The sequence below is a fragment of the Halalkalibacter sp. HAAS-P014 genome, from assembly GCF_056619965.1.
In genome coordinates, this window is the sequence record NZ_JBWQTV010000023.1 from 36,196 (window position 1) to 63,188 (window position 26,993).

At 37.4% G+C, this 26,993-nt stretch carries 21 protein-coding genes and 1 other annotated feature; of the genes, 7 read left to right on the top strand and 14 right to left on the bottom strand.

The window, feature by feature from the left end; all coding sequences use genetic code 11:
* The first annotated feature begins 18 nt into the window (after positions 1-18).
* A complete protein-coding gene (locus tag AC1FXZ_RS18055) occupies positions 19-816 on the top strand; it encodes an NAD kinase (protein WP_480056232.1) in 798 nt (265 codons plus the stop codon).
* 98 nt (positions 817-914) lie between these two features.
* Here AC1FXZ_RS18055 and AC1FXZ_RS18060 read toward each other — a convergent pair whose 3' ends face one another.
* The 6 genes from AC1FXZ_RS18060 to ezrA form a co-directional block, all read right to left on the bottom strand.
* On the bottom strand, positions 915-2,504 hold the full coding sequence (locus AC1FXZ_RS18060) for an amidohydrolase (protein ID WP_480056234.1): 1,590 nt from the start codon (positions 2,502-2,504) through the stop codon (positions 915-917).
* 108 nt (positions 2,505-2,612) lie between these two features.
* Positions 2,613-4,205, bottom strand: coding sequence for an acyl-CoA synthetase MbcS (mbcS, locus tag AC1FXZ_RS18065; RefSeq protein WP_480056236.1), 1,593 nt, complete (start codon positions 4,203-4,205; stop codon positions 2,613-2,615).
* A gap of 173 nt (positions 4,206-4,378) precedes the next feature.
* Positions 4,379-4,588: an alpha/beta-type small acid-soluble spore protein gene (locus tag AC1FXZ_RS18070; protein WP_480056238.1), complete on the bottom strand. Its 210-nt coding sequence runs from the start codon at positions 4,586-4,588 to the stop codon at positions 4,379-4,381.
* A gap of 194 nt (positions 4,589-4,782) precedes the next feature.
* Positions 4,783-5,988, bottom strand: a complete 1,206-nt coding sequence (thiI, locus tag AC1FXZ_RS18075; protein ID WP_480056405.1) for a tRNA uracil 4-sulfurtransferase ThiI — start codon at positions 5,986-5,988, stop codon at positions 4,783-4,785.
* On the bottom strand, positions 5,982-7,124 hold the full coding sequence (locus tag AC1FXZ_RS18080; protein WP_480056240.1) for a cysteine desulfurase family protein: 1,143 nt from the start codon (positions 7,122-7,124) through the stop codon (positions 5,982-5,984). Before AC1FXZ_RS18080 ends, thiI begins: the two co-directional genes overlap by 7 nt.
* Positions 7,125-7,282: 158 nt before the next feature.
* The gene (gene ezrA, locus AC1FXZ_RS18085; RefSeq protein ID WP_480056242.1) at positions 7,283-9,010 is read right to left on the bottom strand and encodes a septation ring formation regulator EzrA; all 1,728 of its coding nucleotides are present in this window, start codon (positions 9,008-9,010) and stop codon (positions 7,283-7,285) included.
* 220 nt (positions 9,011-9,230) lie between these two features.
* Here ezrA and hisJ point away from each other — a divergent pair, with 220 nt between their 5' ends.
* Positions 9,231-10,061, top strand: coding sequence for a histidinol-phosphatase HisJ (gene hisJ / locus AC1FXZ_RS18090; protein WP_480056244.1), 831 nt, complete (start codon positions 9,231-9,233; stop codon positions 10,059-10,061).
* Here the strand turns inward: hisJ and refZ are convergent.
* Together refZ and AC1FXZ_RS18100 are read right to left on the bottom strand one after the other, a co-directional pair.
* A complete protein-coding gene (gene refZ, locus AC1FXZ_RS18095; RefSeq protein WP_480056246.1) occupies positions 10,050-10,700 on the bottom strand; it encodes a forespore capture DNA-binding protein RefZ in 651 nt (216 codons plus the stop codon). The two genes, hisJ and refZ, sit on opposite strands and share 12 nt — an antisense overlap.
* A 131-nt stretch (positions 10,701-10,831) precedes the next feature.
* Entirely contained in the window at positions 10,832-12,922 is a 2,091-nt protein-coding gene (locus AC1FXZ_RS18100) for a sensor domain-containing diguanylate cyclase (protein ID WP_480056248.1), read from the bottom strand.
* A gap of 611 nt (positions 12,923-13,533) precedes the next feature.
* Between AC1FXZ_RS18100 and rpsD the strand changes: the two genes are divergently transcribed.
* The gene (gene rpsD / locus AC1FXZ_RS18105) at positions 13,534-14,136 is read left to right on the top strand and encodes a 30S ribosomal protein S4 (protein WP_480056250.1); all 603 of its coding nucleotides are present in this window, start codon (positions 13,534-13,536) and stop codon (positions 14,134-14,136) included.
* Positions 14,137-14,333: 197 nt separating this feature from the next.
* On the opposite strand, the gene tyrS is transcribed toward rpsD, so the two are convergent.
* Positions 14,334-15,575: a tyrosine--tRNA ligase gene (tyrS, locus tag AC1FXZ_RS18110; protein ID WP_480056252.1), complete on the bottom strand. Its 1,242-nt coding sequence runs from the start codon at positions 15,573-15,575 to the stop codon at positions 14,334-14,336.
* Between the two features lie 52 nt (positions 15,576-15,627).
* Positions 15,628-15,842, bottom strand: a binding site (T-box leader).
* Positions 15,843-16,012: 170 nt separating this feature from the next.
* Here tyrS and AC1FXZ_RS18115 point away from each other — a divergent pair.
* Positions 16,013-18,796 carry a transglycosylase domain-containing protein gene (locus AC1FXZ_RS18115; RefSeq protein WP_480056254.1) on the top strand — a complete coding sequence of 928 codons (2,784 nt, stop codon included), beginning with the start codon at positions 16,013-16,015 and terminating at the stop codon, positions 18,794-18,796.
* A gap of 142 nt (positions 18,797-18,938) precedes the next feature.
* Here the strand turns inward: AC1FXZ_RS18115 and acsA are convergent, their stop codons facing one another.
* A complete protein-coding gene (acsA, locus tag AC1FXZ_RS18120) occupies positions 18,939-20,654 on the bottom strand; it encodes an acetate--CoA ligase (protein ID WP_480056256.1) in 1,716 nt (571 codons plus the stop codon).
* 212 nt (positions 20,655-20,866) lie between these two features.
* Here acsA and AC1FXZ_RS18125 point away from each other — a divergent pair, with 212 nt between their 5' ends.
* The 3 genes from AC1FXZ_RS18125 to AC1FXZ_RS18135 are packed head-to-tail and all read left to right on the top strand — an operon-like array spanning position 20,867 to position 23,340.
* Positions 20,867-21,499, top strand: a complete 633-nt coding sequence (locus tag AC1FXZ_RS18125; protein ID WP_480056257.1) for an N-acetyltransferase — start codon at positions 20,867-20,869, stop codon at positions 21,497-21,499.
* A gap of 21 nt (positions 21,500-21,520) precedes the next feature.
* The gene (locus tag AC1FXZ_RS18130) at positions 21,521-22,162 is read left to right on the top strand and encodes an acetoin utilization AcuB family protein (protein WP_480056259.1); all 642 of its coding nucleotides are present in this window, start codon (positions 21,521-21,523) and stop codon (positions 22,160-22,162) included.
* Entirely contained in the window at positions 22,162-23,340 is a 1,179-nt protein-coding gene (locus AC1FXZ_RS18135; RefSeq protein WP_480056261.1) for an acetoin utilization protein AcuC, read from the top strand. The genes AC1FXZ_RS18130 and AC1FXZ_RS18135 overlap by 1 nt, the downstream gene beginning before the upstream one ends.
* Before the next feature lie 132 nt (positions 23,341-23,472).
* Here AC1FXZ_RS18135 and AC1FXZ_RS18140 read toward each other — a convergent pair whose 3' ends face one another.
* The 4 genes from AC1FXZ_RS18140 to ccpA form a co-directional block, all read right to left on the bottom strand.
* Positions 23,473-24,171 carry a 5'-methylthioadenosine/adenosylhomocysteine nucleosidase gene (locus tag AC1FXZ_RS18140; protein WP_480056263.1) on the bottom strand — a complete coding sequence of 233 codons (699 nt, stop codon included), beginning with the start codon at positions 24,169-24,171 and terminating at the stop codon, positions 23,473-23,475.
* A gap of 91 nt (positions 24,172-24,262) precedes the next feature.
* Complete coding sequence (gene motS, locus AC1FXZ_RS18145; RefSeq protein ID WP_480056265.1) at positions 24,263-25,024, bottom strand: flagellar motor protein MotS; 762 nt, start codon at positions 25,022-25,024, stop codon at positions 24,263-24,265.
* On the bottom strand, positions 25,011-25,817 hold the full coding sequence (gene motP / locus AC1FXZ_RS18150; RefSeq protein WP_480056267.1) for a flagellar motor protein MotP: 807 nt from the start codon (positions 25,815-25,817) through the stop codon (positions 25,011-25,013). The genes motS and motP overlap by 14 nt, the downstream gene beginning before the upstream one ends.
* A 118-nt stretch (positions 25,818-25,935) precedes the next feature.
* Positions 25,936-26,937, bottom strand: coding sequence for a catabolite control protein A (ccpA, locus tag AC1FXZ_RS18155; RefSeq protein ID WP_480056269.1), 1,002 nt, complete (start codon positions 26,935-26,937; stop codon positions 25,936-25,938).
* Positions 26,938-26,993 lie beyond the last annotated feature (56 nt).

Below are 26,993 nucleotides of genomic sequence, written 5' to 3' on the forward strand. Positions count from 1 at the left end.
TTTGAGAGGATGAGAGACATGCCCGAACGCTCAAACATTTACTTGTCTTATAAACATACAAAAGAAATGGAGGAAGTAATCCTACCGTTAAAATCTTTAGCAAGGGAGAATGGTTTCACACTTGTGCAAAGTCCATCAGATGCCAATATAATAGCTAGTATAGGTGGTGACAATGCATTTTTACAAGCAACGCGAAAAACGGGTTTTCGTAATGATTGTCTTTATGTTGGAGTAAACACAGATTCCCTTGGATTTTATACTGATTTTACCATTCACGATACAAAACAGATGATAGAAGCGATGAAAAATGCTGAAGTCGAGGTAAGACGTTACCCTATTCTTGAAGTGACAGTTGATAATCAGAAACCTTTTTATTGTTTAAATGAATGTTCTATTCGCTCAAATATTATTAAAACATTTGTTATCGACGTCTATATTGATAACTTACATTTTGAAACTTTCCGAGGCGATGGAATGATTGTATCAACCCCGACCGGAAGCACTGCCTATAACAAGTCAGTAAATGGGGCTGTTGTTGACCCATCACTTCCTTCTTTACAAATTAGTGAAATTTCATCATTAAACAACAACGAATATCGAACACTCGGCACATCCTTTTTACTTGCTGCCGATAAAACACTAACGTTAAAAGTCGTTCAAGACGGTAATGACCATCCGATTATCGCTGTAGATAATGAAGCACTTAGTATTCGCCACGCAAAAGAGTTAAAGTTAAGGTTGTCAGAACGCGTTGTAAAGGTTTTAAAGCTGAAAAATAACTCGTTTTGGGAAAAAGTGCAACGGAATTTTCTTTAAGTGTTTTACGGAGCCTTAAAAAAACACTATTAAACCCATTATTATCGGGATTAACCCAAAAGGTTGGAATCATACTTTTTGGGTTAATCCTTTATTTTTTACTTTTTATACATGATCGTATTGTCAACAACAGTCATAACTACTTTCGCATTAGGGATTTCATCAGGTTCGATTATAAAAAGATTCTTATCAAGTACTGTAAAGTCAGCCACATACCCAATAGCTATTTTTCCTCTTTCATTTTCTTTACCAATTGCATAAGCACTTCCTGTCGTAAAAAGTTGCACAGCTTGGAAAGGAGTTAACTTTTGCTCTTGGATATAGCCCTCATGAGTTTCTCCAATACGTTTTCTCGTGACTGCAGCATGAATTCCAAGTAAAGGATCTACCGGTTCAATCGGTGCATCTGATCCACCTGCACAATGTAAACCATTCGTAAGCAATGTTTTCCATGCAAATGATTGACTAATCCTCTCTTCTCCTAACCTCTCCATTACCCAAGGGAAATCAGAAGCAACGAATCTAGGTTGGATATCGAGAATAACCGGTAACTTTTTCATTCTCTCAATCAAAGATTGTGTTGCCACCTGAACATGTATTAAACGGTCACGCCCTTCTTTCAAAGGGAAACGTTCTAAAGCCGTCACAGCCATCTCAAGAGCACCATCTCCAATCGTATGAATTGCAACCGAACGGTTTTTTTCACGAGCTCTTCTTACAAGTTCTTGCAACCCTTCTTCTGTATGAATTGCTACTCCCGATGTAGAAGGGTCATCCGTATACGGACTCTTTAAATAAGCCGTTCTTCCCCCTAAAGCACCGTCTGCAAAGATTTTCACTGCTCCTAGCTCAATAAACGGGGTAACATCGCCTCTATCAAGCCCTTCTTTTTCCATTTCATCAACGGCTTCATGATGAACTAAGAGGTGGGCACGGAACTTCTTGTCTTCTCCATCAATAACTTCAGTAAATTGATCAAACGTTTGTTTAAATCCACCGTAATAGTGAAGATCTTCTGTATGACCACCGACTAAACCAACAGATAACAGATCGTCAGTAGCTACTTGAAGCGCTCGTCTAACATAATCATCTGTCTCTTTTGGGATTACTGCTTTTACTAAATCTGCTGCAGTATCTAGCAGAAAGCCAGTAGGGGCTCCAGCATCATCCCGAACAATAACTCCACCTTTTGGATTTTCAGTCTCATTTGTAATTCCTGCTAGCTCTAATGCTTTGGAATTGACAAGGGCTGCATGACGACAAATCCTTGTTAAAAACATTGGCTTGTCCGGTGAAATCTCATCCAATTCTGAGCGATGGAATATTTTCCGATCAGAGAAATTATTTTCATTCCAACCATCACCAAATACCCATTCATCTTGAATCGATTGATCATAACTTTTTCTTAGAAGCCCTTTCATGTCTTCTGCAGTACCGACTTCTGACAAATCTAGACGTATTAGCTTTTCACCGTGGCCAATAATATGTAGGTGACTATCCACAAAACCAGGATAAACATAAGCACCACCAAGATCATATTGATCTTTAATATAATATGAATAGCGCTCAAGAAGCTCTTCTTTACTACCTAATCCACTAATTACTCCATCCTCAACATATACAGCGGAGACGGATTCGTTCTCTTCTTCCATTGTAAAAAATGTACCATTATACCATAGTGATCCCATTTCTATCCCCCTCAATTATTTGCATTTGTTACTATCGTGACAGATTCCAAACAACCATGCAATTAAAAAACTGATCCCACTTAGTACATAATAGGATCAGTTATAACATTATTTTGCTTTTGTAAACTTCTTTTTTTCAATTGCACGTAATTCAATCCGGCGAATTTTTCCGGATGAGGTTTTCGGAAGCTCTTGAACAAACTCCATACGTCTAGGGTATTTATATGGAGCCGTTTTTTGTTTCACATAATCTTGAAGAAGTGGAATCAACTCTTCTTCTTTCTTACTATCTTCTTCATTTCGCAAAACTATAAATGCTTTAACAACATTTCCCCTTACTTCATCTGGACTAGCAACAATCGCACACTCTTTCACTAATGGGTGCTTTGTTAGTACATCTTCAACTTCAAATGGCCCAATGGTATAACCGGAACTTATAATAATATCATCACTTCGTCCTTCAAACCAGAAATAGCCATCCTCATCCATCTTCGCTTGATCTCCAGTTATGTAATACTCTCCACGGTAAGACTTAGCTGTTTTCTCTGGATCCTTATAATATTCTTGGAATAAAGCTGGTGTATTTTTATGAACAGCAATATCACCTACTTCCCCAGGTTGAACTGGGTTTCCATCTTCATCAATGATAGTAACTTCATTTCCAGGTGTTGGTTTCCCCATAGAACCTGGCTTTATTTCCATTCCCCTTAACACTCCAATTAATAAAGTATTTTCAGTTTGACCATACCCATCACGTACAGTAACATCAAAGGCTTCTTTAAAAGTCTCAATTACTTGACGATTTAGTGGTTCACCGGCAGAGACCGTACTTCTAAGTTCAGGTAGTTTATACTGAGAAAGGTTATCTACTTTTGCCATAAACCGATATTCTGTAGGAGTACAACAAAGAACATTAATTTTCTCATCCTGCAATCGTTGTAAATATTCATGAGGATCAAACTTCCCTTGATATACATAGGCAGTTGCCCCTAACCCAATTGTTGATAAAAATGGACTCCATACCCATTTTTGCCAACCAGGTGCTGCAGTGGCCCAAACTATATCTCCTTCTTGAACATCTAGCCACATTTTCGATGCAATTTGCAAATGTGCAAACGCCCAACCATGAGTGTGAACGACTGCCTTTGGATGCCCTGTCGTACCCGAAGTATATGGGAGAAATGCTATTTCATCTCTTAACGTAGTTGGACTCTTGAAATCAGTGCTCTGTCCGTTAGCTACCTCATCCAATCTGTCCCATTTCTCTGACATCCCCCCTACGATCCATTTTACAATTTTTACATTCTGATCAAGTTTATTGACTTCCTCAATTGAATCATAATAGGCGATGACAGCTTTCGCTCCTGAATGATTGATTCTATAGTTTAAATCTTCTGCTCGTAACATTTCAGAACAAGGAATAATGATCAGCCCAGCTTTTAAACAAGCTAAATAAGTAAAATAAGCTTCTGGAATTCTAGGAAGGATGATTAAAACTTTATCTCCTTTTTTAAGGCTATTACTTGTTAATGCATTCGCAAATTGATTCGCCTTTTCTATTAGCTGTTGATATGTAACATCTCTTTTATTACCTTTTTCATTTGTCCACTTAATTGCTACACGATTAGAATCGTGAGTGTATTTTTCTACTTCTTGAACTAAATTATAATATTGGGGTGCAACTAAACTATCCCTGTTCATCTCTCTCCCACCTTTTTAATGTAATCACTCATGATTATACAGAATTATCTTTTTCTTTTGTACATTTAGCAAATACTTCATAAAAAAAGCTAGCGGAAAATATCCCCAATTTCGCTAACCAAAATAAGAGAAGGGTGTCCGAAACACCCTTCTCACAGCCAAAATATATCTAATTATTGTACATTTCCACCCATTTGTTGTTCAGCCATTTGAACTAGACGCTTCGTAATTTCGCCACCAACAGAACCGTTAGCACGAGATGTAGCATCAGCACCAAGTTGAACACCAAATTCAGAAGCAATTTCATACTTCATTTGATCAAGAGCTTGTTGTACTCCAGGTACAAGAAGTTGATTTGAGTTGCTGTTATTGTTGCTTGCCATGTTAATCACCTCCTTCTGTACTCATAGAATGAGTAGGAGAGGTAAAAAACATGCACACAGATAACTGGTAATTACTGAGAATAATTATTAAATGCCTTAAAACAAGGCTACAGCCCTTTAAACGTTTCTCTTATATAAAATGCCCACTCTGCACACTATATATTTCAAATTATGGTTATTTTTATGAAATTCCCTTAAAAAAGGTTGTCAACTTCTTTATTAACAGGAGAAGTACTTGTGATAACCATTTTTTCTGTGCGATCCACTGCATCATTTATATATCTATCCATTTCAATGAATTGCTCATATTTATTTGCCTGTTCTCTTTTCGGCCTTGTTTTAGAATCTGACGGCAAAAAGATGGTGCAACAATCTTCAAAAGGTAAAATCGACGTTTCATACGTATCGATTTTTTTAGCTATGTCAATTACTTCAAGCTTGTCCATTGTAACTAACGGACGAATGATTGGCAAGTTTGTCACTTCGTTAATCGTATTCATACTATGCAACGTTTGACTCGCCACCTGTCCGAGACTTTCACCAGTGCCAAGAGCTAAAATATTGCGTTCCATAGCAATCTTTTCACTAATTCGAAGCATTACTCTTCTCATAATGGTCATTTGAAAATTACTCGGTATTTTCTGATGAATATGCTTTTGAACATCGGTAAACGGAACTAGATGCAGCGTAACACTACTCCCAAATTTAGTAAGCGTTTTGGCTAGATCAATAACTTTCTGTTTTGCACGCTCATTGGTATATGGAGGACTGTGAAAATGGACTGCTTCAATCTTCGCACCACGCTTCATTGTTAAATATCCTGCTACAGGACTATCAATACCTCCTGATAATAGCAGCAATACCTTACCACTTGTCCCAACAGGCAAGCCTCCTGCTCCATCGTAAGAACCAGAAGTGACATAAGTTGCTGTTTCGCGTACTTCGACACGAATGTCAACATCTGGATTGTGAACATCGACCGTTATGCCTTCTGTATTTTGCAGTACATAACCACCAATTTCGCGATTTAATTGCATCGTATCGAGTGGAAAGGGTTTATAGGCTCTTTTAGCTGTAATTTTAAAAGTCCGAACCTCACCATGTTCTTTTAATACGCACAAAGCAGATTTTTGCATTGCTACTAATTCATTCTCAACTTTTAGTGCCAAACTAAACGAATGAATTCCAAAAATATACTTCAACTTTTCCACTACTGGCTCATGATTTTCACCATTTAGTTCAATAACAATTCGTCCATATGTTCGTTTTATCTTTAAATTAGCAAATGATTTTAAGCTCATTGCTATGTTTTGCTGTAATTGTCTTTCAAAAACAGAGCGGTTTTTACCTTTAAGTGCAAGCTCACCGTACCTGATTAAAATATGATCATACGTCATGATTTTACAACCTCCAGTAATTCGGGAATCATTACCTTTAACATTTTTATCACTTGTTCAATCTCATGAATAGTCGTATTATAAGAAAAACTAACACGAATACCTGATTTCGCTCTTTCTTCACTAAACCCCATTGCACTTAGTACCCGGCTTGGTTCAGATAACTTTGATGAACAAGCTGATTTCGTAGATACATAGATCTCTTTTGCCGTTAATGACTGGACAACCACTTCCGGCTTTGTACCAGGAATAGAGAAATTCACAATATGAGGGGCTACGTTGTAGCTAGGGCTATTGATAACAACTCCATCAATTGATTGAATTTCTCTTATAAAGTGTTCGCGCATTTTCACAAGTTGTGGACGCTTTACTTCTTGTTCACGCGTCATGCGCAATGCTTTTGTCATTGCGACAATTCCTGCTACATTTTCTGTACCTGACCTTAACGCATTTTCTTGGTCTCCACCATGAAACAATGGTTCAATTCTTAATCCCTCTCTTACGTATAAGAACCCATTTCCTTTCATCCCATGAAACTTATGTGCAGAACAAGAGCAAAGATCAATTCCTGACTTACAGAGATCTAATGGTACTTTTGATATGCCCTGTACATGATCAACATGAAAATAAATTTGTGGATACTTTTTTAATAACTCGCCAACTTCTTCAATCGGTTGAATCGTACCTGTTTCATTATTAACATGGATGATCGATACTAGTGTAGTATCAGAACGAATTTCGCTTTCAAGTTGCTTTACTTGTATTCTTCCCTCTTCATCAACAGGTAAAAAAGTTATTTCAAACCCTTCTCTTTGAAGCTGAAAAAAAGCTTCACTTACTGAAGGATGTTCAACTTTTGTGGTTATAAGGTGCTTACCACGGTTCTGCTTAGCTCGTGCAGTTCCTTTTATAGCTATATTATTTGCTTCTGTCCCTCCAGAAGTAAAAATAATCTCATTTGCTTTTACTCCAAGTAAATCAGCTATGCGGCTTCTCGATTCACCAACTAATCCCTCAGCCTGCATTCCAAGAGAGTGAAGCGAGGATGGATTCCCAAAATAAGTAGCAGCAACTTTTGCATAAGTATCAACTACTTCTTTATAGGGTTTTGTCGTCGCACTATTATCTAAATAAATCATCAATTACTCCCCCCTCAGCTCATCTGTCATTCTACGCATCCATATATGTTAGCACAAAATCCTTAAATAACAAGGTCCTTTTACAACATTGCCATTTATTCACTTAATTAAAATAAAAAAGGTTAGATTCGAACATTTCTCGAATCTAACCTTTACGCTTATACAGGCATATACTCTTTCACAATGTCGACTACATTTGGTTCATATTTTTCAATAGCCTTTACAGCACATTCAAGCGCTTCTTCGTATTCATACTGTCGAAATAGAAGTTCTGCCTTCTCTAAGCTAACTTCAACCTCTTGCGAACGACTGCGATAACGGTTTCCAAATTGTATTACTTTTTCAGCTAGGTCTGCTGTTTCAATCAGTTCATGGATTAGTTCTTGATTTTTCTTAACTATTAATTCAGCTTCTTCCACTAAAACAGCAACTCTTCCAAGTTCAAGCGGGACCTCTGACAATTGATTAGCAGCATTCACCAACTTCTCATCCGCTAATCCTAACTGATCAAGGGCTACCCTCGGTAATCCAGGAATATTGCTTTTATTCAGAACACGATTGATTTCAATCATCGTCTCTTGAAGAGAGTTTAGCATTTCTTTCGCCGCTCGTTCGTCTTCTCGTAAAGCAAATAATGTTTCCTTCTCTTCTTTTATAAGTTGATCGAGTTTAGTCATTTCACTCTGCCACTCATCAACCATCTCACGAATAGATGTGTACGTTTGCTTTTGATGTTCAGCAAGGTCTGTTAATACATATACTTGATTTGTTAATTCATGTACATTCTCTTTTATTTCTTTTTGAGTACTTATCTGTTTCTTTGAAACAAAGTAACTTTCTTGAACTTCAGCTATCTCATTCGCTAGAGTTTCAACTTTCCCTTTACTTTCCTCTATCTGTATTGTTAATTGCTCTAATTTAGTAAAGACGTATTGTTTCGACTCAACCTCAACCTCTAATGTGTCATAGAGCTGTTCAATTTGGTTTGACATATTCTTTAATCTTTCATCGACACCGTCACACTTTAATACGTTTAGGTCTACTTTTATTTTGTCTAACTCGCTTTCCATAATCTCAAGTCTTGAATCAATTGAGAATGGTTCAAGTTGATATCCACCTTTTTCCATCTCACTCATACCATCCCTAAGTTCTTTAATTTCGGCAGGGATTCTTGTTTCAACTTGAATTAGTAACTTCGGATAAATGTCAATCAACTCTTGTAGCTCTGCTAGGATAGTATTTGCGCTGACGAGGTGTTCTCTAGCATTAAGGTAACTTCCGTCCGCAGTAGCTTGGTCAAACAATTCAAGTAACTGATTTACCTTGTCCATTTTCTCGTCGAATGAAGCAAGTCCCGGACCTAAAGAGCCACGCTTCTTTGTGATTAAGCTGATCAAATCCTTATACGTATCACGAACTTGATCAATTTCCGAACGGTTCTGTTCTTCACTTTGTACAAGACCATCAACATCAACTAATAATTGCTTGATTTGCTCTTCTATACTAACCAGACGCTTATCTGTAATCTCAAGCAGTTGCTGTGCCTTTTTAAAACGGTTTTTGCTTGCAAAATCTTCAATGTCAAATAGACGTTCTTCGATATCAGGCAAGATAACACCAACGATTTCATCCCATTCATCTCGCCACAACTCAAACTTTTCTTCTGTTTGCCCAGACATATGCAACCGTTTCACTTTCCCAATTTCATCAGGTATATCTCGATTTAATATTCCATTTTTCCATTCCTCTAGTCGGTCAACTTCTTTATAGATACGCTTCCGCATAAATGAACTCACAATTATAAAAATAGCAACAGCTGCTATAATGATATAAAGTATATTGAAAAACATGTGAGGACTCCCTTCTTTGCTCAGTAATCTGTACATTTATTAATAAGCTTCTTGTTGTTTCGGCAAATAAAACAAAAATCCTCTATTTTTGACAAATTTGTCTAAAATTTTTCCGATTTTGATAGTTTATATGATACCATGAAATTGCTTGTTTGTATCTTTTTTTCATGTTCAAATGTGAAAATATAATCAAAAATTTCGAACTTGAATGCACTGTTCTTTATTCATCATAATCAATGTAAAAGGAGAGGTAGATATGATCCACGATGGGCACGTACATACCCCATTTTGTCCCCATGGTACAAAAGACTCTTTTCATAAATATTGTGAATTAGCAATTAAAAATAATATAAAAGGGCTTACCTTTACCGAGCACGCACCACTACCTCCCTCATTTTCAGACCCAACTCCATTACAAGACAGTGGGATGAAAGCTGAAGAATTAGACCGATATATTATGGAAGTCCAAGCTGTGAAGCGATATTATAAGGGGGCTCTTGATGTATATGTAGGATTAGAGGTTGATTACATTGAAGGGTACGAAACGGAGACGACAGACTTTTTAAATGAAGTAGGGCCAAAATTAGACGATAGTATTTTATCTGTTCACTTTTTAAAGATTGATTCAGACTATCTATGTATCGATTATAGTCCAGACGTTTTTAACGAAGCGATAAACCGATTAGGTTCAGCTGACGCTGTCTATGAGCACTATTATAAAACAGTAGCTTCATCGATCAAAATGGAGTTAGGGGCCTTTCAACCTAAAAGGATTGGTCATATAACACTTACAAGAAAATTCCATAAAAAATATCCAGCTAGTAAATCATTCACTGCTGAACTTTCACATATTCTTACTTTAATTAAACAAAAAGGATACGAGCTCGATTACAATGGTGCTGGATGCATTAAACCGTTATGTAAAGAACCCTATCCTTTTGATGAAATCGTTAACGAGGCGATAACTCTTAATATTCCTTTAATATATGGGTCAGATGCTCATCAGGCCAGTGGATTACTTAGTGGCATCAACCATCTGTCTCCAAAAGCAAAATTGCAAAAACCTCAAGCTTTATCAGGAGATTGATCTAGGCAATAGATAGGGAGTTGCCACAGTGTAACTTTCATCTTTGCATAGCCATAGATCAATCCATTGTCGGATATGCTTCATATAACGCTCAATAAAATAAGGCTCTGAAGTCGTCATTTGATAGAGTTCACTTAAATAATGGGGAGATTGATATGGCATTATGATCATTGTTCTTAAATGAATCATCGCAAAATCAACTGGTTGTTTGCGAAACTCTCCCCTTCTTATCCCTGAACGAATCAAACCTTCAAGATCATGCTTTTCTTTTCTAAGATAAGTTGACATTAGTTCTCTTACAAGAACAGAATCCATCGTCATTTCACGATGAACCATTCTTGCCACGAAATGGTTTGCTGTTTGATATTCAAGTAGTGATTTCATTAGGGACAATAATTGTTCCTTATTTGACGCAAATCCTTTATCTAATTCAGTTTTCATTACATGGAGGTAGCCTTCAAGAAAAGTTGTCATCAATTCTTCGTAAAGGCCTTTTTTTCCACCAAAATGATAGGAGACAAGCGCAACATTAACATTAGCCTTACTAGCAATATCACGAACTGAGGTACCATCGAAACCTTGTGTATGAAAAAGTCGAACAGCAGCATCAATAATTTTATCCTTTTTTGTTTCCTTCATTTGTGGTGCCCCCCTTATTTTACTTTCTCTATACTCGTTTTCGTGCTAGTAAGCCAATTTCCTCTAATAATCGCTCGACAAAAGCCTTCGAACATTCTACAAATTTCTAGGGTAAAAGATTTTACTGGTGCTCATTTTATAACAACACGATTTTTTCCAGTTTCTTTGGCAATATATAGCCCCTGGTCTGCTGATTTAAATAAATTTTGCATTGTGATTTCACGATCTTCTGAACTCCAAGATGACAAACCAATTGAAACCGTAACCCGTGGACTCGTTTCTATTTCTACTGCTCGTAAAATCCTTTCGCCAATTTTAACCCCTATATCGACTGCTAAAGAAGGAAAATAAATAGCAAGTTCTTCTCCTCCCCACCTTGCAGCAATATCCCCATCGCGAGTGTTTCTTTTTAATACGTTCGCTACTTGAATGATTATATCATCGCCAACTTGATGTCCGTACGTATCATTAATCTTTTTAAAGTCATCTATATCTAAAAGCAGAAATGTTCCTTGCTTATCATTTAAGATAGACTCTTGTATACATTGATCAAGATAGCTACGAGAGTATAGGCGAGTTAAGTGATCCGTAATAACTAATTTTTCTAACTCCTCATGAAGCATAGAATTGGTGAATGCTAATGTAGAATGATGTACCAAAGATTGTAGAAGTTTAAAGTTATCAAAACTAAAATGGTTCAACTGACGGTGAACAGCAATAACGAGCCCTTTTAACTCCTTATTTTGAATCATTGGCACTGCTAAAACTGATTTATACCCATTAAGTGCAATATCATTCTGTATACTAGTATCACCAATAAATACGGGATCCTTTTCTCTCTTTACTGTTTCAAAGAATGGCTTTAACCCATTTTGGATTGCTTCTATTTTAAATAAAGAGGAGCTGCCTTCAAGTACAGCAAAGTCACCATTTGGTTGAAAAATGATAAATCCAACTTGTTCAGCTCCAAATGATTCTATGATTTGTTGAGTCATGTAATTAATTGTGTCTGATATTCTTAGGTTAAGATTTAACTGACGGGATGTCTCGTTGATTAATTGCAAGTCGCGAATAAGCTTACGGCTTTGCTGAAACATTTCTGCATTTTCAAGCGCGATTCCCCCTGTATCTGCAAGTGTTTTTATCAAACTGACTTCCTCTTTCGGTAGGGATGTTTGCATTGGCGTTTGAATTTCCATTACTCCATAAACCCCTTGCTTTCCTTTAAGTGGGGTATATAGTAAGGTGCTATCACTCTCGTCTTTTTGTTCTATTTGTACTTTTCCTGTAACAAAAGCTAGTTCAGCCAATTGGTCACTACTTTCTTTGCCATACATGAAAGGCTTAACTGGTAAATCTTCTTTCACCTCCCATTCTTGCGATAGTAATAAATGTACCTGAAATTCCGGATACGCTCTTTTAATAGCTTCGACAATCTCACCTAGAACTTCTGCTATATCCATTGTCGAATGAAATTTTTTTGTCACACGCATTAAAATATTTTTACGTTCCTCCTCTTTCTTTCGAATTCCCTCGTAATATCCCTTTTTAAATAAAGGGATTAATTTTGTCAACCATTGTTGATAGTCAGCTCTCGATAAAATCGCATCTTCTACCAACTGGAAGGTAAATAAAAAAACAATCTTCACATTGTCCTCAATATCAATTGTGAAAATTAAGTATGAATCTCTGTTGTTATGAAAGAACTGTTCATTAGGAACAACAAAAAGATTACTTTCCTGTATCTTTACATAACTAACCAACTCTTTCTTTTTCAACAATTTCACAACTTCTTTATTCGTTGAAGATAAGGTGGTTACACTATTATTTTTTAATTCACAAATAAGCAGTTGGCTCTTTCTTTTGGGGCTACGCAAATAGCATTTCACTAATGCCTCGGCCAAAACATTATGAATGATTTCATACTTTGCTTCATCTAGTACGTTCTCTATTGTTATGGCCGGGAATTGTTCAATACTAGGTATATAAACAGAAGAAATGCCCGTTGACAGTGCATCAATGTAAACTTGCAAGAGCTTTATATTTTCTCTTGTACATTGAACAACTACACCAATAAAAAGCTTGATATCACCAGAAAGCTGAAGAGGGGCAGTAAACTGACGGTAGTTACCACCATGATTTGAGACATTTTCAGCAAGATCACTTTGTGAGGACTTAACTGCCTCAACTAGTGTCTTGGGAACATAACCTACTACCTCCATCGAAAGAATACTCTTGTTCGAGGCAATAAAAAAAATTGCAGGCTTAAAAAAATGAGTATTTATAAACGGTCGAGAAACAATTGCTTCCAATATATTTTTGTATTTATGATTACTTTGTTCATTGATCAAATACTGATTCACTTCTCTACACCACACAATCGTGCAAGAAAATTCAAAAAGAACTTTGCACGTTTTTTATGCTTACAAGGTCATTTATACTATTCACAAAAGTAAGTTATTCTAAAAATAAGACAAATTACCTATGTCTCGAGATTGTTACATTACATCCTCGGGTATTCCATTTCCAATTATACTACTTATTGCCCTCTAGTAATAAATAAATTTCATCTAATTCTAGAAAACCTTCTTCATAAGCCTTTCTTGACAACAGTATCTTCTATTCTTATAATAGAGTTTGTGTGAAATAAGACAGCCACGGTAAATGTACAATGTTAGGTCATTTTGTTCCTCGAGCGGCTGAATCATTCCGAGGTGCATCGTGTAACTTCTAGCTGTCGAAGCGAAGGTGCATGAAAGCAAAATGAACGTTGTATAAGATTACCAGCCGGTTGTTATTTTGCAACATCAAAATAACAAGGAGGAGTCAAATTATGGCTCGTTATACAGGTCCATCTTGGAAATTATCTCGTCGTTTAGGAATTTCACTAAGTGGTACGGGTAAAGAATTAGCAAAGCGTCCGTATGCTCCAGGGCAACACGGTCCAAATCAACGTAAAAAGCTTTCTGAATATGGTTTACAACTTCAAGAAAAGCAAAAGCTTCGTCACATGTACGGAGTAAATGAGCGTCAATTCCGTCGCATCTTTGATGATGCTGGTAAAATGGGTGGTATCCACGGTGAGAACTTCATGATTCTTCTTGAGTCTCGTCTTGATAACCTAGTTTACCGTATGGGACTTGCTCGTACTCGTCGTGCAGCACGTCAATTAGTTAACCATGGTCACATCTTAGTTGATGGAAGTCGCGTTGACATCCCATCTTACCGAGTTAAGCCTGGTCAAGCAATTGGTGTTCGTGAAAAGTCACGCAACCTTGACGTAATCAAGGAAGCACTTGAAGGAAACGACTTTGTTCCAGCATATGTTACTTTTGATGCTGAGAGCTTACAAGGAACATACAGCCGTCTTCCAGAACGTTCTGAACTTCCTGCTGAAATTACAGAAGCTCTTATCGTTGAGTTCTACTCACGTTAAGGTTTATGCAAAAGCCAGTCTTATGGACTGGCTTTTTTTGCGCAACGAAAATACGACTCCTTGAAATGGAGTCGTATTAATTTTGCCTTAACCTTTAAGTTCATTTCATGAAGGACTTTTCCATGCCTTTTTAAGGTATTTTCTCCCTCATATACTATCTTTCACCTTTCCGACTAGCCTGAAACTCTAAACCCCGTTTATTTCGTTAATTTCATAAATTTACGTTTCCCTACTTGGATAATCATTCCCTCTTCTATTTCAACTTGGAGTTGGACATCCTCCACTTTCTCCTCATTGATTTTCACTCCACCGTTTTGGATCATTCTGCGAGCTTCTCCTTTAGATGCTTGCATTTTTAATTCCACTAACAAATCAACGATCCAGATAGGAGATTCTCCTTCCCATTTCGTTTCAGGAATATCTGTTGGGAGGGCACGCTTTTGAAATACTGTCTGGAAATAGTTTTTAGCTTCATCAGCCGCTTCTTTTCCGTGATACATTTCAACGAAAAGCGCACCTAAATTCATTTTTGCATCGCGTGGATGAACACTTCCATCTGCTAATCCAACTTCTAATTTTTCAATCTCTTCCATTGGTAAGTCAGTTGCTAATTTATAATATTTAATCATTAATTCATCTGGAATGGACATTGACTTTCCAAAAATTTCATTTGGTGCTTCATCAATTCCAATATAGTTATTTAATGACTTGGACATCTTTCTTTCACCGTCAAGACCTTCGATTAGTGGTAAAGTAATAGCAACCTGCTTTTCTTTCCCGTATGCTTCTTGAAGCGTTCTTCCCATTAACAAGTTAAACTTTTGATCTGTTCCCCCAACCTCGATATCCGTATCGAGGGCCACTGAGTCATATCCTTGCATAAGTGGGTAAAAGAATTCATGAACTGAAATTGGTTGCCCCGACTTATAGCGTTTTTCAAAGTCATCTCTCTCCAACATTCTAGCAACTGTCATATTAGCAGCCAGCTTAACGACATCTTCAAACTGTAAAGGTTTCAACCACTCAGAGTTATAATAAATTGTCACTTTATCCATATCTAGAATTTTCCCGTATTGTTCCACATATGTTTCAGCATTCTTTTTTACTTCTTCATCTGTTAATTGTTTACGTGTCTCTGATTTCCCTGTTGGATCACCAATACGGCCAGTAAAATCACCAATAAGCATTTGAATCTCATGACCTAGCTCTTGGAATTGACGTAGTTTATGGAGTGGGACTGTGTGTCCAATGTGGACATCGGGTGCTGACGGATCCATACCCAATTTAATCTTTAGAGGTTTACCCGTTACCACCGATATCTCAATTTTCTTTCTAAAATCTGCTTCCGGAACAATTTCTACAACACCACGTTGCAGGAATGCTAATTGTCTTTCTACTTCTGCTTGTTGCTCTTTTGTTAAAGTAAATTCCTTATCCATAATCAAATACCCCAATTCTATAATTTTATATAAAAAAAAGACCTCCTCCCTAAAAAGGGACGAGGTCTTCGCGTTACCACCCTTGTTGAAGAAAGAATGTCCTTCTTTTCTCCCACTCTATTACGTTAACGGAATCACCCGTTCTTTGCTTATCACAAAGAAAGCTCCTGACTGTAATTCATCCTTCGCTTTTGTGCTAATTCACAGCGACCATTAGCTCTCTTTAACAGGGAAGCAAGGACTACTTCGATCATTCTTCGCATACAATTATTAAGTTTTCACTGGACTGGAAGAATGTTATCGATTCTCCCCACGTTAATTGCTAATGTATCTTTTTTACCATAGCGAATACAATTTGTCAATCAGAAATCCAATTTAAACCATATCTTCATTCGACACCATATGATATAATATTTACGGAATATAGGAGGTTTGTTATGAAAAATAAAGTTTCATCATTTGTAGAGAAACTCAAATTGATTCCTAGGAAACTCCACCAACATAGAGTCTTTCGAAAGATTGGCATTACATATCAAGTATTTTGGAATTTATTTCTCATTTTTCTCGTTTTAGGATGTATGTCTATCTTTTTCATTGGTGGTGTGGGAGCAGGGTATTTTGCCTCTCTGGTAAAAAATGAACCCCTTCGTACCTCTGATGAGATGCGAACACTAATCTATGACTACGAAGAAACAAGTAGAGTTTATTTTGCCGATAATGTTTATCTTGGGGAATTGCCTTCAGATATCGAGCGTTATCAAGTGCCTTTAAGTGACATATCCTCTCATTTAATAAATGCAATTATTGCTACTGAAGATGAATACTTCTATGAGCATGAGGGGATTGTTCCTAAGGCATTAATGCGTGCAACATACCAGGAGTTGGCAAACTCTTCACTTCAAACTGGTGGTAGTACGTTAACTCAGCAACTCATCAAAAATCAAATATTAACAAGTGAAGTATCTTTTGATCGAAAAGCAAAGGAAATTTTACTTGCTATGAGATTAGAGCACTTTTTAGGTAAGGATGAAATTTTAGAGGCTTATTTAAATATTGTTCCTTTTGGACGTAACGCTTCTGGTCGGCAGATAGCCGGTGCACAAGCTGCTGCTATCGGGATATTCGGTGTAGATGCAAGTGAATTATCAATCCCTCAAGCTGCCTATATTGCTGGTTTGCCACAAAGTCCATTCGGTTATACACCTTTCCAACAGGGGGGAAAAGTAAAAGATAACCTGGAACCTAGTTTAAATAGGATGAGGACGGTCCTTACTAGAATGCATGAGACTGGTTATATTGATGAAGACCAATTCAATGACGCTCTCAATTACGACATTGCAGGAGATTTTACAGAACGAACCCCTGCACCAATCGAGAAATATCCTTATCTAACAAACGAAGTGTTGAATCGCGCTGCCACAGTCTTAGCTGAGAAGAAATTGGAAGATGGCGATCATGACCTTGATGAACTAGCTCAGGAAGAAATATATAATCTGTTAACTCGGTATGAAGAGGAAGCAAAAAGCGAACTACGTCATAACGGTTATCATATTCATACAACAATCGACGAGGAGGTTTACACAGCTATGCAAGATGCTGTGAAAACTGATCATCTTTTCGGACCTGAAAAGGGTGGGCAACAAGAAGAAGTCGGAGCGATTCTAATCGAAAATCATAGTGGTGCGATTAAAGGATTTGTCGGTGGTCGAAAAGAGGAATACGGAAGAGAGTTTAACCGAGCAACTCAAGCTTACAGACAGAATGGTTCTACGATGAAGCCACTGCTTGCTTATGCACCTGCTATCGAAATTGGGGCTGTACAACCGGGTATCGTTATTCCTGATACACCTCATAATTACCCTGGTGGAGATTCTGTTTCAAACTTTGATAACAGTTACAGAGGTTTATTATCTGCCAGACAATCGCTAGCTCAATCGCGTAATATTCCAGCAGTCCGTGCTTTTGAGATGGTTCCCCATGAACAAGCACGTGAAACACTTCTTAAATTAGGGTTTCGTTTAAATAGTTCAGAACCGTACCCATCGGCTCCACTCGGTTCAACCCATTATAATGTAACTGTTGAACAAAATACGAATGCTTATGCAACATTTGCAAATGGAGGAAAGTACGTCGAATCCTATATGATCGAGCGGATTGAAACTCCTGATGGCGAGGTCCTGTTTGAACATGAGCCAGCTGAAGTAGAAGTATTCAGTCCACAAACATCTTATCTTGTTTTAGATATGTTACGGGATGTTTTAAAACCTGGTGGTACAGCTAACTCAATACCTGGTAGATTAAACTTCTCTACTGATTGGGCTGGAAAAACTGGTACTTCAAATAGAACTCGTGATTCATGGTTTGTTGGAACGAACCCGAATGTAACATTAGGTGTGTGGATTGGTTACGATGAAAGAGAGTCAATTCAACAATCGGTAAACGGATTACGTTATGGTCAAAGAACACAACAAATCTGGTCTAATATTGCCAACGCTGCACACGGCAAAGATCCTAATTTAATGGCTCCTAACGAGTCATTCGCAAGACCTGATGGTATAGTATCCCAATCCATCTGCAGTTTGACAGGGCTCTTACCATCATCGGCTTGTCAAGAAGCTGGCCTTGTAACAACAGATCTTTTCGATTCTAGATTTCTTCCATCTAAACGTGATGACAGTCTGGAAAGTGCACGGTATGTTACCATTGACGGAACTAATTATTTAGCTCGTTCGTCAACACCATCTGAATTTTCGAATGAAGGTGTGATGGTCTCAAACAGTATTGGAAATCTAGGAGACCTTTCTCAGTATTTACCTGATAATTTGGGAGGATTAATTCCCGATAAAGAGGCTCCTGATAACGGAAGAGATCCAGATGAGGTGAGTGGCGTAAAGTTAACTGACAGTATACTTTCTTGGTCGAAACATTCCGATAACGATATAGTTGGTTATCGAATTTATAGAAGTAGTAAAGGTGGAGATTATAGCCACTATCAAAATATAAAAGGTAACGACACAACTTCGTACGATCTGAACGGAAATGATTACTCTTATTATGTAACTGCTGTTGACACGCAAGGTCGAGAATCATCTGCTTCATCTATTGTAGAAGGAGCTAACTATTCAGTTGATTCCGAAGAATCGGATGACGACGAAAGCAACGATGATGATGATGATGATGATGATGACGATGACGATCAAGAAAATGAAGATGACGAGTAACCCCGTAAAAATACAGTAACAGGCGTGTCCCAAAGGTCAAATCCACACCTATTGGGACTACTCCCCAATAAATGTGCTTGAATAAGCAACCTAACAAAAGCGAAGCCTACATCCACTCAATTTGGATGTAGGCTTCTTATAATTAATCTTCCATTGTTGATAAATCACCTGTCGGCAAATCTAACTCCCATGCCTTAAGTACACGTCTCATGATTTTACCACTACGTGTTTTCGGTAATTTTTCTCTAAATTCAATCTCACGTGGGGCCGCATGGGCTGCAAGACCTTTTTTAACAAAGTTACGAATATCTTCTTTCAACTCGTCAGTCACTTCATGTCCTTCTCTTAACGCTACAAATGCTTTGATGATTTCTCCTCTTACAGGGTCTGGCTTTCCAATAACACCTGCTTCAGCGACAGCCGGGTGCTCAACTAATTTACTTTCTACTTCAAATGGGCCGACGCGCTCTCCTGATGTCATGATAACATCATCAATTCTCCCCTGGAACCAGAAGTATCCATCCTCATCCATGTAGGCAGAATCTCCAGAAACATACCATCCATCAATCTCAAAGTAGCTATTATATTTCTCTTCATTATTCCAAACGGCGCGCATCATTGATGGCCATCCTTTTTCAATAGCAAGGTTCCCCATACGATTTGGTGGCAGTTCGTTGCCTTTATCATCAATAATTGCTGCTTTAATACCTGGAAGTGGTTTTCCCATTGAACCAGGACGCACTTCCATTGATGGGTAATTACATATTACTTGTGCTCCCGTTTCAGTCATCCACCACGTATCATGAATTCTTAAATTAAAGACTTTCATTCCCCAACGAACAACCTCTGGGTTCAGTGGCTCTCCGACACTTAACAGATGCCGTAAATTAGATAGATCATACTTTTTAATAATTTCATCACCAGCACTCATTAGCATTCTGAATGCAGTCGGAGCACTATACCAAACAGTCACTTTATACTTCTCTAATGTTTCATACCAATCTTGAGGACTAAAGCGACCTCCTCGGATAACATTTGTAACTCCTGCTAACCAAGGCCCGAAAATCCCATAAGAAGTTCCTGTTACCCAACCAGGGTCAGCTGTACACCAATAAATATCATCATCTTTTAAATCTAATACCCACTTAGCAGTTTGATAGTGTTGTAACATTGCATTATGGACATGTAAAACACCTTTAGGTTTGCCTGTAGAACCAGAAGTATAATGTAAAATTAGACCATCTTCACGATCAACCCATTCAAGTTCCAATTGATTACTTGCTGCATTTAAACGTGTAAGGAAGTTTAAATATGGTCCATTTTCTTCATGTGTTTCATCGACGATAAATACTTTTTCAAGCTTTGGTAAATCGTCAACTGGAACACGCTCCAATAAAGCCGGCGTTGTAATTAAAACTTTTGCTTCGCTATCTTCTAAACGATCTCGTACTGCTCCTTCCATAAATGCTTCAAATAATGGACCAACAATCGCTCCTACTTTGATTGCACCTAGAACAGAAAAGTATAGTTCTGGAGAACGAGGCATAAAAATAAATACTCTATCACCTTTTTCTACACCCACATCACGAAGTATATTCCCTGCTTTATTGGAATAGCTTTTTAAATCACTAAAGGTATACTCTTCATCACGCTTAGCATCACTATAACAAAGCGCTAATTTATTAGCTTTCCCTTCGTCTACATGACGATCTATTGCCTCATATGCCAGGTTAACTTTCCCTGTTTTACTCCAAGAAAAGTTGGATTCCGTTGATTTCCAATTAAAAGACTCTGCAGTCTGTTCATAGTTTACTAAGTTATGATTCCCTTTTTCAGGTGGAAGCGCTTGCATTTTCATTTCACATCTTCCTCTCTTATGTAGTGTATATACATATTATAATACAAACTGAATATTATATCAATTTTTAATTTTAATAAAAGTAATTTCTTACAAAAATTTACTTTCGAATAAAGCGTTTTCTTGACAAATCATTGAATATTAGACTTCACATCTTAATGTTCATGTATAATAATATAGAAATAGGTTTTATAAAGGTGGTTACATTACTCATGATTCATCAAAAGACATATTATTCTATGGAAGTACCTTTTAAGGATCGAACACTCCTCTTAGAAGGCCCTATCTCTTCTGAGAAGTTGGAATCTTATGACTTCCATTCTGGTCTCGTAGCTTTTCGTCCCCCTAAACAACAAAAGGAAGCGTTAATTGGGATCGCTGATTTACCTGAAGGACGAATTAATGTTGTTCGTGATGGGAACATGATTGTTGGCTATGTTACTTTTGTTTACCCCGACCCTATGGAAAGGTGGTCCGAAGGTAAAATAGAAAATTTAATTGAATTAGGTGCTATTGAGATCGCAGCTGAATATCGAGGTGTTCAAGTTGGTAAAAACTTACTTCGTTTATCAATGCTCGATGATGCAATGGAGGATTACATTATTATTACAACAGAATATTATTGGCATTGGGATTTAAAGAACAGTGGCCTAGATGTTTGGGAATATCGAAAAGTGATGGAGAAAATGATGAGTGCTGGTGGGTTGGAATGGTTTGCGACTGACGACCCGGAAATATGTAGCCATCCTGCGAACTGTTTAATGGCACGCATTGGCAAAAGAGTTCAGACAGATACAATTCAGCAATTTGATCAACTTCGCTTTCAGAATCGATTTATGTACTAATTTTAAAGGTGGTGTTTGATAGTGATAGTAGAACATATAATGAAGCGAAATGTTATTACACTAACAGAAACGTCAACGATTAAAGAAGCGATGCAGTTGCTCGAGCTTCATCAAATTCGTCACATTCCAATTGTTAATAACCAAGATGAACTGGTTGGAATTATTTCTGACAGTGACGTTAGAGATGCTAGCCCTTCTATCTTTCATTTTACTGATCATCTCGAGGACTTTTTAAAACCTATCTCTACGATTATGAAGAGAAATGTTATTACTGCTCACCCTCTTGACTTTGTGGAGGAAGTTTCAGCCCTCTTCTACCAAAACCATATAGGTTGCTTACCTATATTGGAAGATGACACGCTAGTAGGAATCGTTACGGAAACTGATATGCTTCACACATTAGTAGAACTAATGGGCGCACATCAACCGAGTTCCCACATTGAAGTGAAAGTTGAAAACATCACCGGAAAACTGTCCGATATTGCAGCTATTTTTAAAGAATTAAAAATTAGCATCACAAGTGTCTTAGTGTATCCTCATGCTGATCCAGCTTTCAAAATTTTAGTGTTCCGTATACAAACAATTGATCCAAGAAAAGTGGTTAAAGTGATTGAAGAAAATGGATATGATGTAATATGGCCACAAGAACCGGGGTTAGATTAATGAAAAACGATGCAGTTTTTGTATTTTCAAATGAACAATTAGCATATCGTTTTAATGATGATCATCCTTTTAATCACTTACGTCTTCAACTCACTTATGATTTATTAACAAGCTTAGACGCTCTAGACTCTAATCTCATCATACCACCTCGTCTGGCTACTGACGATGAGATTGCGCTTATTCATGATAGCGCTTTTATAGATGCGGTAAAGTCAGCTGGTAGAGGAACATTAAGTAAAGCAATTGCTGAAAATTATGGATTAGGAACTGATGATACCCCTATATTTACAAATATGCATGAAGCTGCGTCACTAATTGTTGGCGGCACTTTACAAGCTGTCGATGAAGTCATGAGTGGTAGAGCTAACCATGCTTTACATCTTGGTGGTGGACTGCACCATGGATTCAGGGGAAAAGCGTCAGGCTTTTGTATCTATAACGATAGCTCGATTGCGATTGAATATATGAAAAGAAAATATGGTGCTCGAGTATTATACATAGATACAGATGCGCACCATGGCGATGGTGTACAATGGGCCTTTTATGACGACCCTGATGTATGTACGTTAAGTATTCACGAAACAGGTCGTTACCTCTTCCCAGGTACAGGACAGGTACATGAAAAAGGAACAGGTAAAGGCTACGGTTATTCAATAAATATACCCATTGATGCCTTTACAGAGGATGATTCTTTTTTAGAAGTTTATGAAACAGCTTTTCAAGAGATAGTAGAATTTTTTAAGCCAGACGTCATTCTTACTCAAAACGGCGCGGACGCTCATCATTATGATCCATTAACTCATTTGTGTTCAACAATTTCAATTTACAAACAAATTCCTGCATTAGCACACAAATTAGCGCATCAATATTGTGGTGGGAAATGGATTGGTGTTGGTGGTGGAGGTTATGATATTTGGCGAGTAGTTCCACGTGCTTGGTCCTACATTTGGTTAACAATGACAAATCAAACCGAAAATTTGGGTGAAATGATCCCTCAATCATGGTTATCAAAATGGTCTAGTAAAGCAGAATTCAAATTACCGGAATATTGGAATGATTATGATGTTATACCGAAAATACCAAGAAAACATGAAATTACCGAAAAAAACAGAAAAACGCTAGAGAAAGCTCTTTTTCATATACGTAATGAAATGAAAAGTAAACGTTCAGACTTATAACATTAGGCAAAAAGAGGTTGCCTCAAATTAAGAACATACCAACTTGAAGCTAGAACCATATTGCTGCTAGGAGAAGGTACATTATTTTTAATATACATCTTGGTCACTTCATAACGAGACAACCTCTTTTGTCTAATGAATAGTTTCTAGTATTGTTGAAACAAGCAAATGAGACTGCTCACTTGCTAATTTAGTGAATTCTTGAAAGCTTACTGATGCCTCTCCATTGGCTTTATCTGACATCGAACGAATGATTACAAATGGCACCTGATTCATTGTAGCTGCTTGCGCGACAGCTGCACCCTCCATTTCAACACATGCTGCCTCAAACTCTTGACGAAGGCTTTGAACATGATTTGGATCAGCGATAAATTGATCACCACTTACGACCTTTCCTTTGACAATATGACGATTGGTTGTTTTTTTTGCTGCTTTTACAGCAACCTTTACAAGTTCCTCATCAGCCTTAAAATCTGAAGATCCTTCGAAGTAAGGAATCTCCCCTTTTTTAAAACCTAAAGGCCTTACATCAAGGTCATGTTGCATCGCACTAGTAGATATAACAAGATCGCCAACATCCAAGCCCTCATCTACTGCCCCGGCAACCCCCGTAAAGATCAAGTGAGAAATTGCGAATTTATCAATTAGAATCTGTGTTGTCAGCGCCGCATTCACTTTACCTACTCCACATTTACAAAGAATAATGTTTTTATTATTCATTTCTCCTTCATAAAATGTAACAGTTGCAAACGTATACGTTTGCCTAATCGTCATTTCTAGCTTCATTTTTTCTATTTCTTCATTCATTGCCCCAATTATTCCTATTTTCATAGTAACCTCCTTGCTAATTTCAAAAAAACGCAATGGGTTTCGCAAACTACACCCATTGCCTTTAAAATTCGTTGAAATTATATTCAGTTTATTAAAATTCTTCACCGTCTTCAAGAGCAGGGTCAGAAATCACAATAACAACTCTGCGATTTTTTTGCAAATTTTCGATTGTAGTGTTTGGTACAACTGGTCTTGTCTCACCATAACCAACTGCGATAAAACGATTTTCTTCAAGACCACTAGAATCAATTAAATAACGAATAACGCTACTCGCTCGAGCACCTGATAATTCCCAGTTTGACGGATAACGAAACGTTGAGATTGGACGGCTATCTGTATGCCCTTCAACTTTCACTAAATTTGGAATGGCTCCAAGTAGAGTTCCAACTTTCTTTAAAAAAGGTTCTGCCTCAGGTAAAACTTCTGCTTCGGCTGATTCAAATAATGTTCTCTCTTGAAGGACTAGAACGACTCCACGATCATCTCGTGTTGCTGAGATCAATTCCGTCAGTTCATTTTCTTCTAAAAATTGATTAACTTCTTCTAAAAGCTTATCCATTGCGACATCATTTTCAATTAGCGCTTCGTTTGTTTCTTCATTATCAAGTAAGTCTATTTCTTCATCTTTTTGTTCTTCAGCGGGATGTTCAAACTCAATAGCAGAAGGCATATGATCAAATATTTGTCTTTGATTAAAGGATTCAGCAATCGCACGAAATTTCTGTGCATCCACAACTGACATTGAGAAAAGGAGAATGAAAAAAACTAATATAAGCGTCATCAGGTCTGAGAATGTTACCATCCATTTAGGAGCGCCTTTTTTTTCCTGCTGCCTTCGTCTACGATGCAACATTTTCTTCACCTAAATCTTCGTCAACGCCTTTTTCATTTCTTACTGAAAAAGCACTTAATTTTTCTTGAAGAATTTTTGGATTTTGTCCAGATTGAACTCCGATTACACCTTCAATAATAATTTGCTTCACAAACACTTCTTCTTCGGTTTTGTTAGCCAGTTTTGTTGCCATCGGCAAAAAGACTAAATTTGCTAAAACGGTCCCATATAAAGTTGTTAATAAAGCTACTGCCATATTAGGCCCAAGGGTTGCTGGGTCATTTAAGTTTTGTAACATTAGAACAAGCCCGACCAATGTACCAATCATTCCCCAAGCAGGTGCATATTCACCAGCTTTTTCAATAATAGCCCTGCCCTTACGATGCCGTTCTTCCATAGCAACCACTTCTGCCATCATTATATCTTTAATCACATCCGGTTCAATACCATCTACAGCTAACAAAACACCTTTTTTAATGAATGGATCATCAACTTCATCCAGCCCAGCTTCTAAAGCTAATAATCCTTCTCTCCTCGCTTTACCTGAAAGCTCGACAAAAGTATCAATCAATTGTTCTAAGTCATGGTCTTCTGTACGAAAAGCCTCTTGTAATACTTTCGGAACTAACTTTAGTTCGGTAAGTGAAAAGGTTATTATTATTGCTGATAGAAGCCCACCTAATACAATTAAAATTGAAGCAATTTGGATAAAGAAAATAAATCCAGAAGCTCCAGAGTTGGAGTAGACCGCCAATAAGAGAATAATTATCCCTAGAACAATTCCTATTGGTGTCATAATGTCAAATTTTTTCATAATCCTCTCCCTAAGGGCGCTCAATTATGTTTTGACTCATCATCCTTTGTCTATACGAAAACCATTTGATTAGTTTTCATCGAATACCTGAGTTCTTCAAGACATATTAAGCTACCTATTATGATTTAGTTGATTGTCTAAACTCAATTCGGTGTGGGAGTACTACAGATTGGTCCGTTACTTCTTCTTTATTCATAAGTTTCGTTAATAAACGCATCGAAACAGCACCAATATCATACATTGGTTGAACAACAGTTGATAAAGTTGGACGTACCATTGTTGCAAGACGTGTATTATCAAACCCTAGTACATCAAAGTCTGCCGGGATTGAATAACCATTATCCTGTGCTCCATGAATCACACCAAGAGCCATTTCATCCGTCGAGGCAAAAATCGCTGTCGGTTTGTTGTCTAACTGTAAAAAAGATTGCATTGCATCAATACCAGAGTCATACGTATAATCTCCAATTACAACAAGTTCTTCTTCGAATGTCAGCCTAGCCGCTTGTATTGCTTCTTTGTAACCGAGAAACTTTTGATAGCCATTAACTGGATCATCTAGTGTTCCTGAAAGCATACCGATTCGGCTGTGTCCTTTTTCAATTAAGTTCGAGATCGCATCATAAACAGCTTGTCTATAATCAATATTAACGGAAGGAATTTCGTTATTAGCATCGAGTGTCGCCGCTAATACTACGGGAACGGGAGAACGTTTAAATTGTTCTACATGCTCCTCTGTAATATGGCCACCCATGAAAACAATTCCATCAACCTGTTTTTCAAGTAATGTATTAATCAAATGAATCTCTTTGTCTTTATTTTGATCAGAGTTACAAAGGATAATATTGTATTTGTACATTGTAGCAATATCTTCAATACCTCTTGCTAATTCAGCAAAGAAGATACTTGAAATGTCAGGTATAATAACCCCTACCGTCGTTGTCTTCTTACTCGCTAATCCTCTAGCCACAGCATTTGGTCGATAGCCTAATCTCTCAATTGCTTCAAGAACTTTCTTTCTTGTCGTTGGTTTTACATTCGGGTTTCCATTTACGACACGTGAAACAGTCGCCATAGAAACTCCAGCTTCTCTTGCTACATCATAAATTGTTGTATTCACAAGGATCCTCCTCAAATTTTGAAAATAACTTTATCGTTTTCATGATTGTATAGATA

Coding starts and splice junctions, on each gene's coding strand:
- ezrA (WP_480056242.1), bottom strand. CDS start 9,010: ATGTACAGATTACTGAGCAAAGAAGGGAGTCCTCACATGTTTTTCAAT.
- tyrS (WP_480056252.1), bottom strand. CDS start 15,575: ATGGATAAGGAATTTACTTTAACAAAAGAGCAACAAGCAGAAGTAGAA.
- AC1FXZ_RS18060 (WP_480056234.1), bottom strand. CDS start 2,504: ATGGGATCACTATGGTATAATGGTACATTTTTTACAATGGAAGAAGAG.
- acsA (WP_480056256.1), bottom strand. CDS start 20,654: ATGAAAATGCAAGCGCTTCCACCTGAAAAAGGGAATCATAACTTAGTA.
- motS (WP_480056265.1), bottom strand. CDS start 25,024: ATGTTGCATCGTAGACGAAGGCAGCAGGAAAAAAAAGGCGCTCCTAAA.
- rpsD (WP_480056250.1), top strand. CDS start 13,534: ATGGCTCGTTATACAGGTCCATCTTGGAAATTATCTCGTCGTTTAGGA.
- hisJ (WP_480056244.1), top strand. CDS start 9,231: ATGATCCACGATGGGCACGTACATACCCCATTTTGTCCCCATGGTACA.
- AC1FXZ_RS18080 (WP_480056240.1), bottom strand. CDS start 7,124: ATGATTTATTTAGATAATAGTGCGACGACAAAACCCTATAAAGAAGTA.
- AC1FXZ_RS18140 (WP_480056263.1), bottom strand. CDS start 24,171: ATGAAAATAGGAATAATTGGGGCAATGAATGAAGAAATAGAAAAAATG.
- AC1FXZ_RS18115 (WP_480056254.1), top strand. CDS start 16,013: ATGAAAAATAAAGTTTCATCATTTGTAGAGAAACTCAAATTGATTCCT.
- AC1FXZ_RS18070 (WP_480056238.1), bottom strand. CDS start 4,588: ATGGCAAGCAACAATAACAGCAACTCAAATCAACTTCTTGTACCTGGA.
- AC1FXZ_RS18135 (WP_480056261.1), top strand. CDS start 22,162: ATGAAAAACGATGCAGTTTTTGTATTTTCAAATGAACAATTAGCATAT.
- AC1FXZ_RS18100 (WP_480056248.1), bottom strand. CDS start 12,922: ATGGAGGTAGTAGGTTATGTTCCCAAGACACTAGTTGAGGCAGTTAAG.
- mbcS (WP_480056236.1), bottom strand. CDS start 4,205: ATGAACAGGGATAGTTTAGTTGCACCCCAATATTATAATTTAGTTCAA.
- refZ (WP_480056246.1), bottom strand. CDS start 10,700: ATGAAGGAAACAAAAAAGGATAAAATTATTGATGCTGCTGTTCGACTT.
- AC1FXZ_RS18125 (WP_480056257.1), top strand. CDS start 20,867: ATGATTCATCAAAAGACATATTATTCTATGGAAGTACCTTTTAAGGAT.
- AC1FXZ_RS18055 (WP_480056232.1), top strand. CDS start 19: ATGCCCGAACGCTCAAACATTTACTTGTCTTATAAACATACAAAAGAA.
- motP (WP_480056267.1), bottom strand. CDS start 25,817: ATGAAAAAATTTGACATTATGACACCAATAGGAATTGTTCTAGGGATA.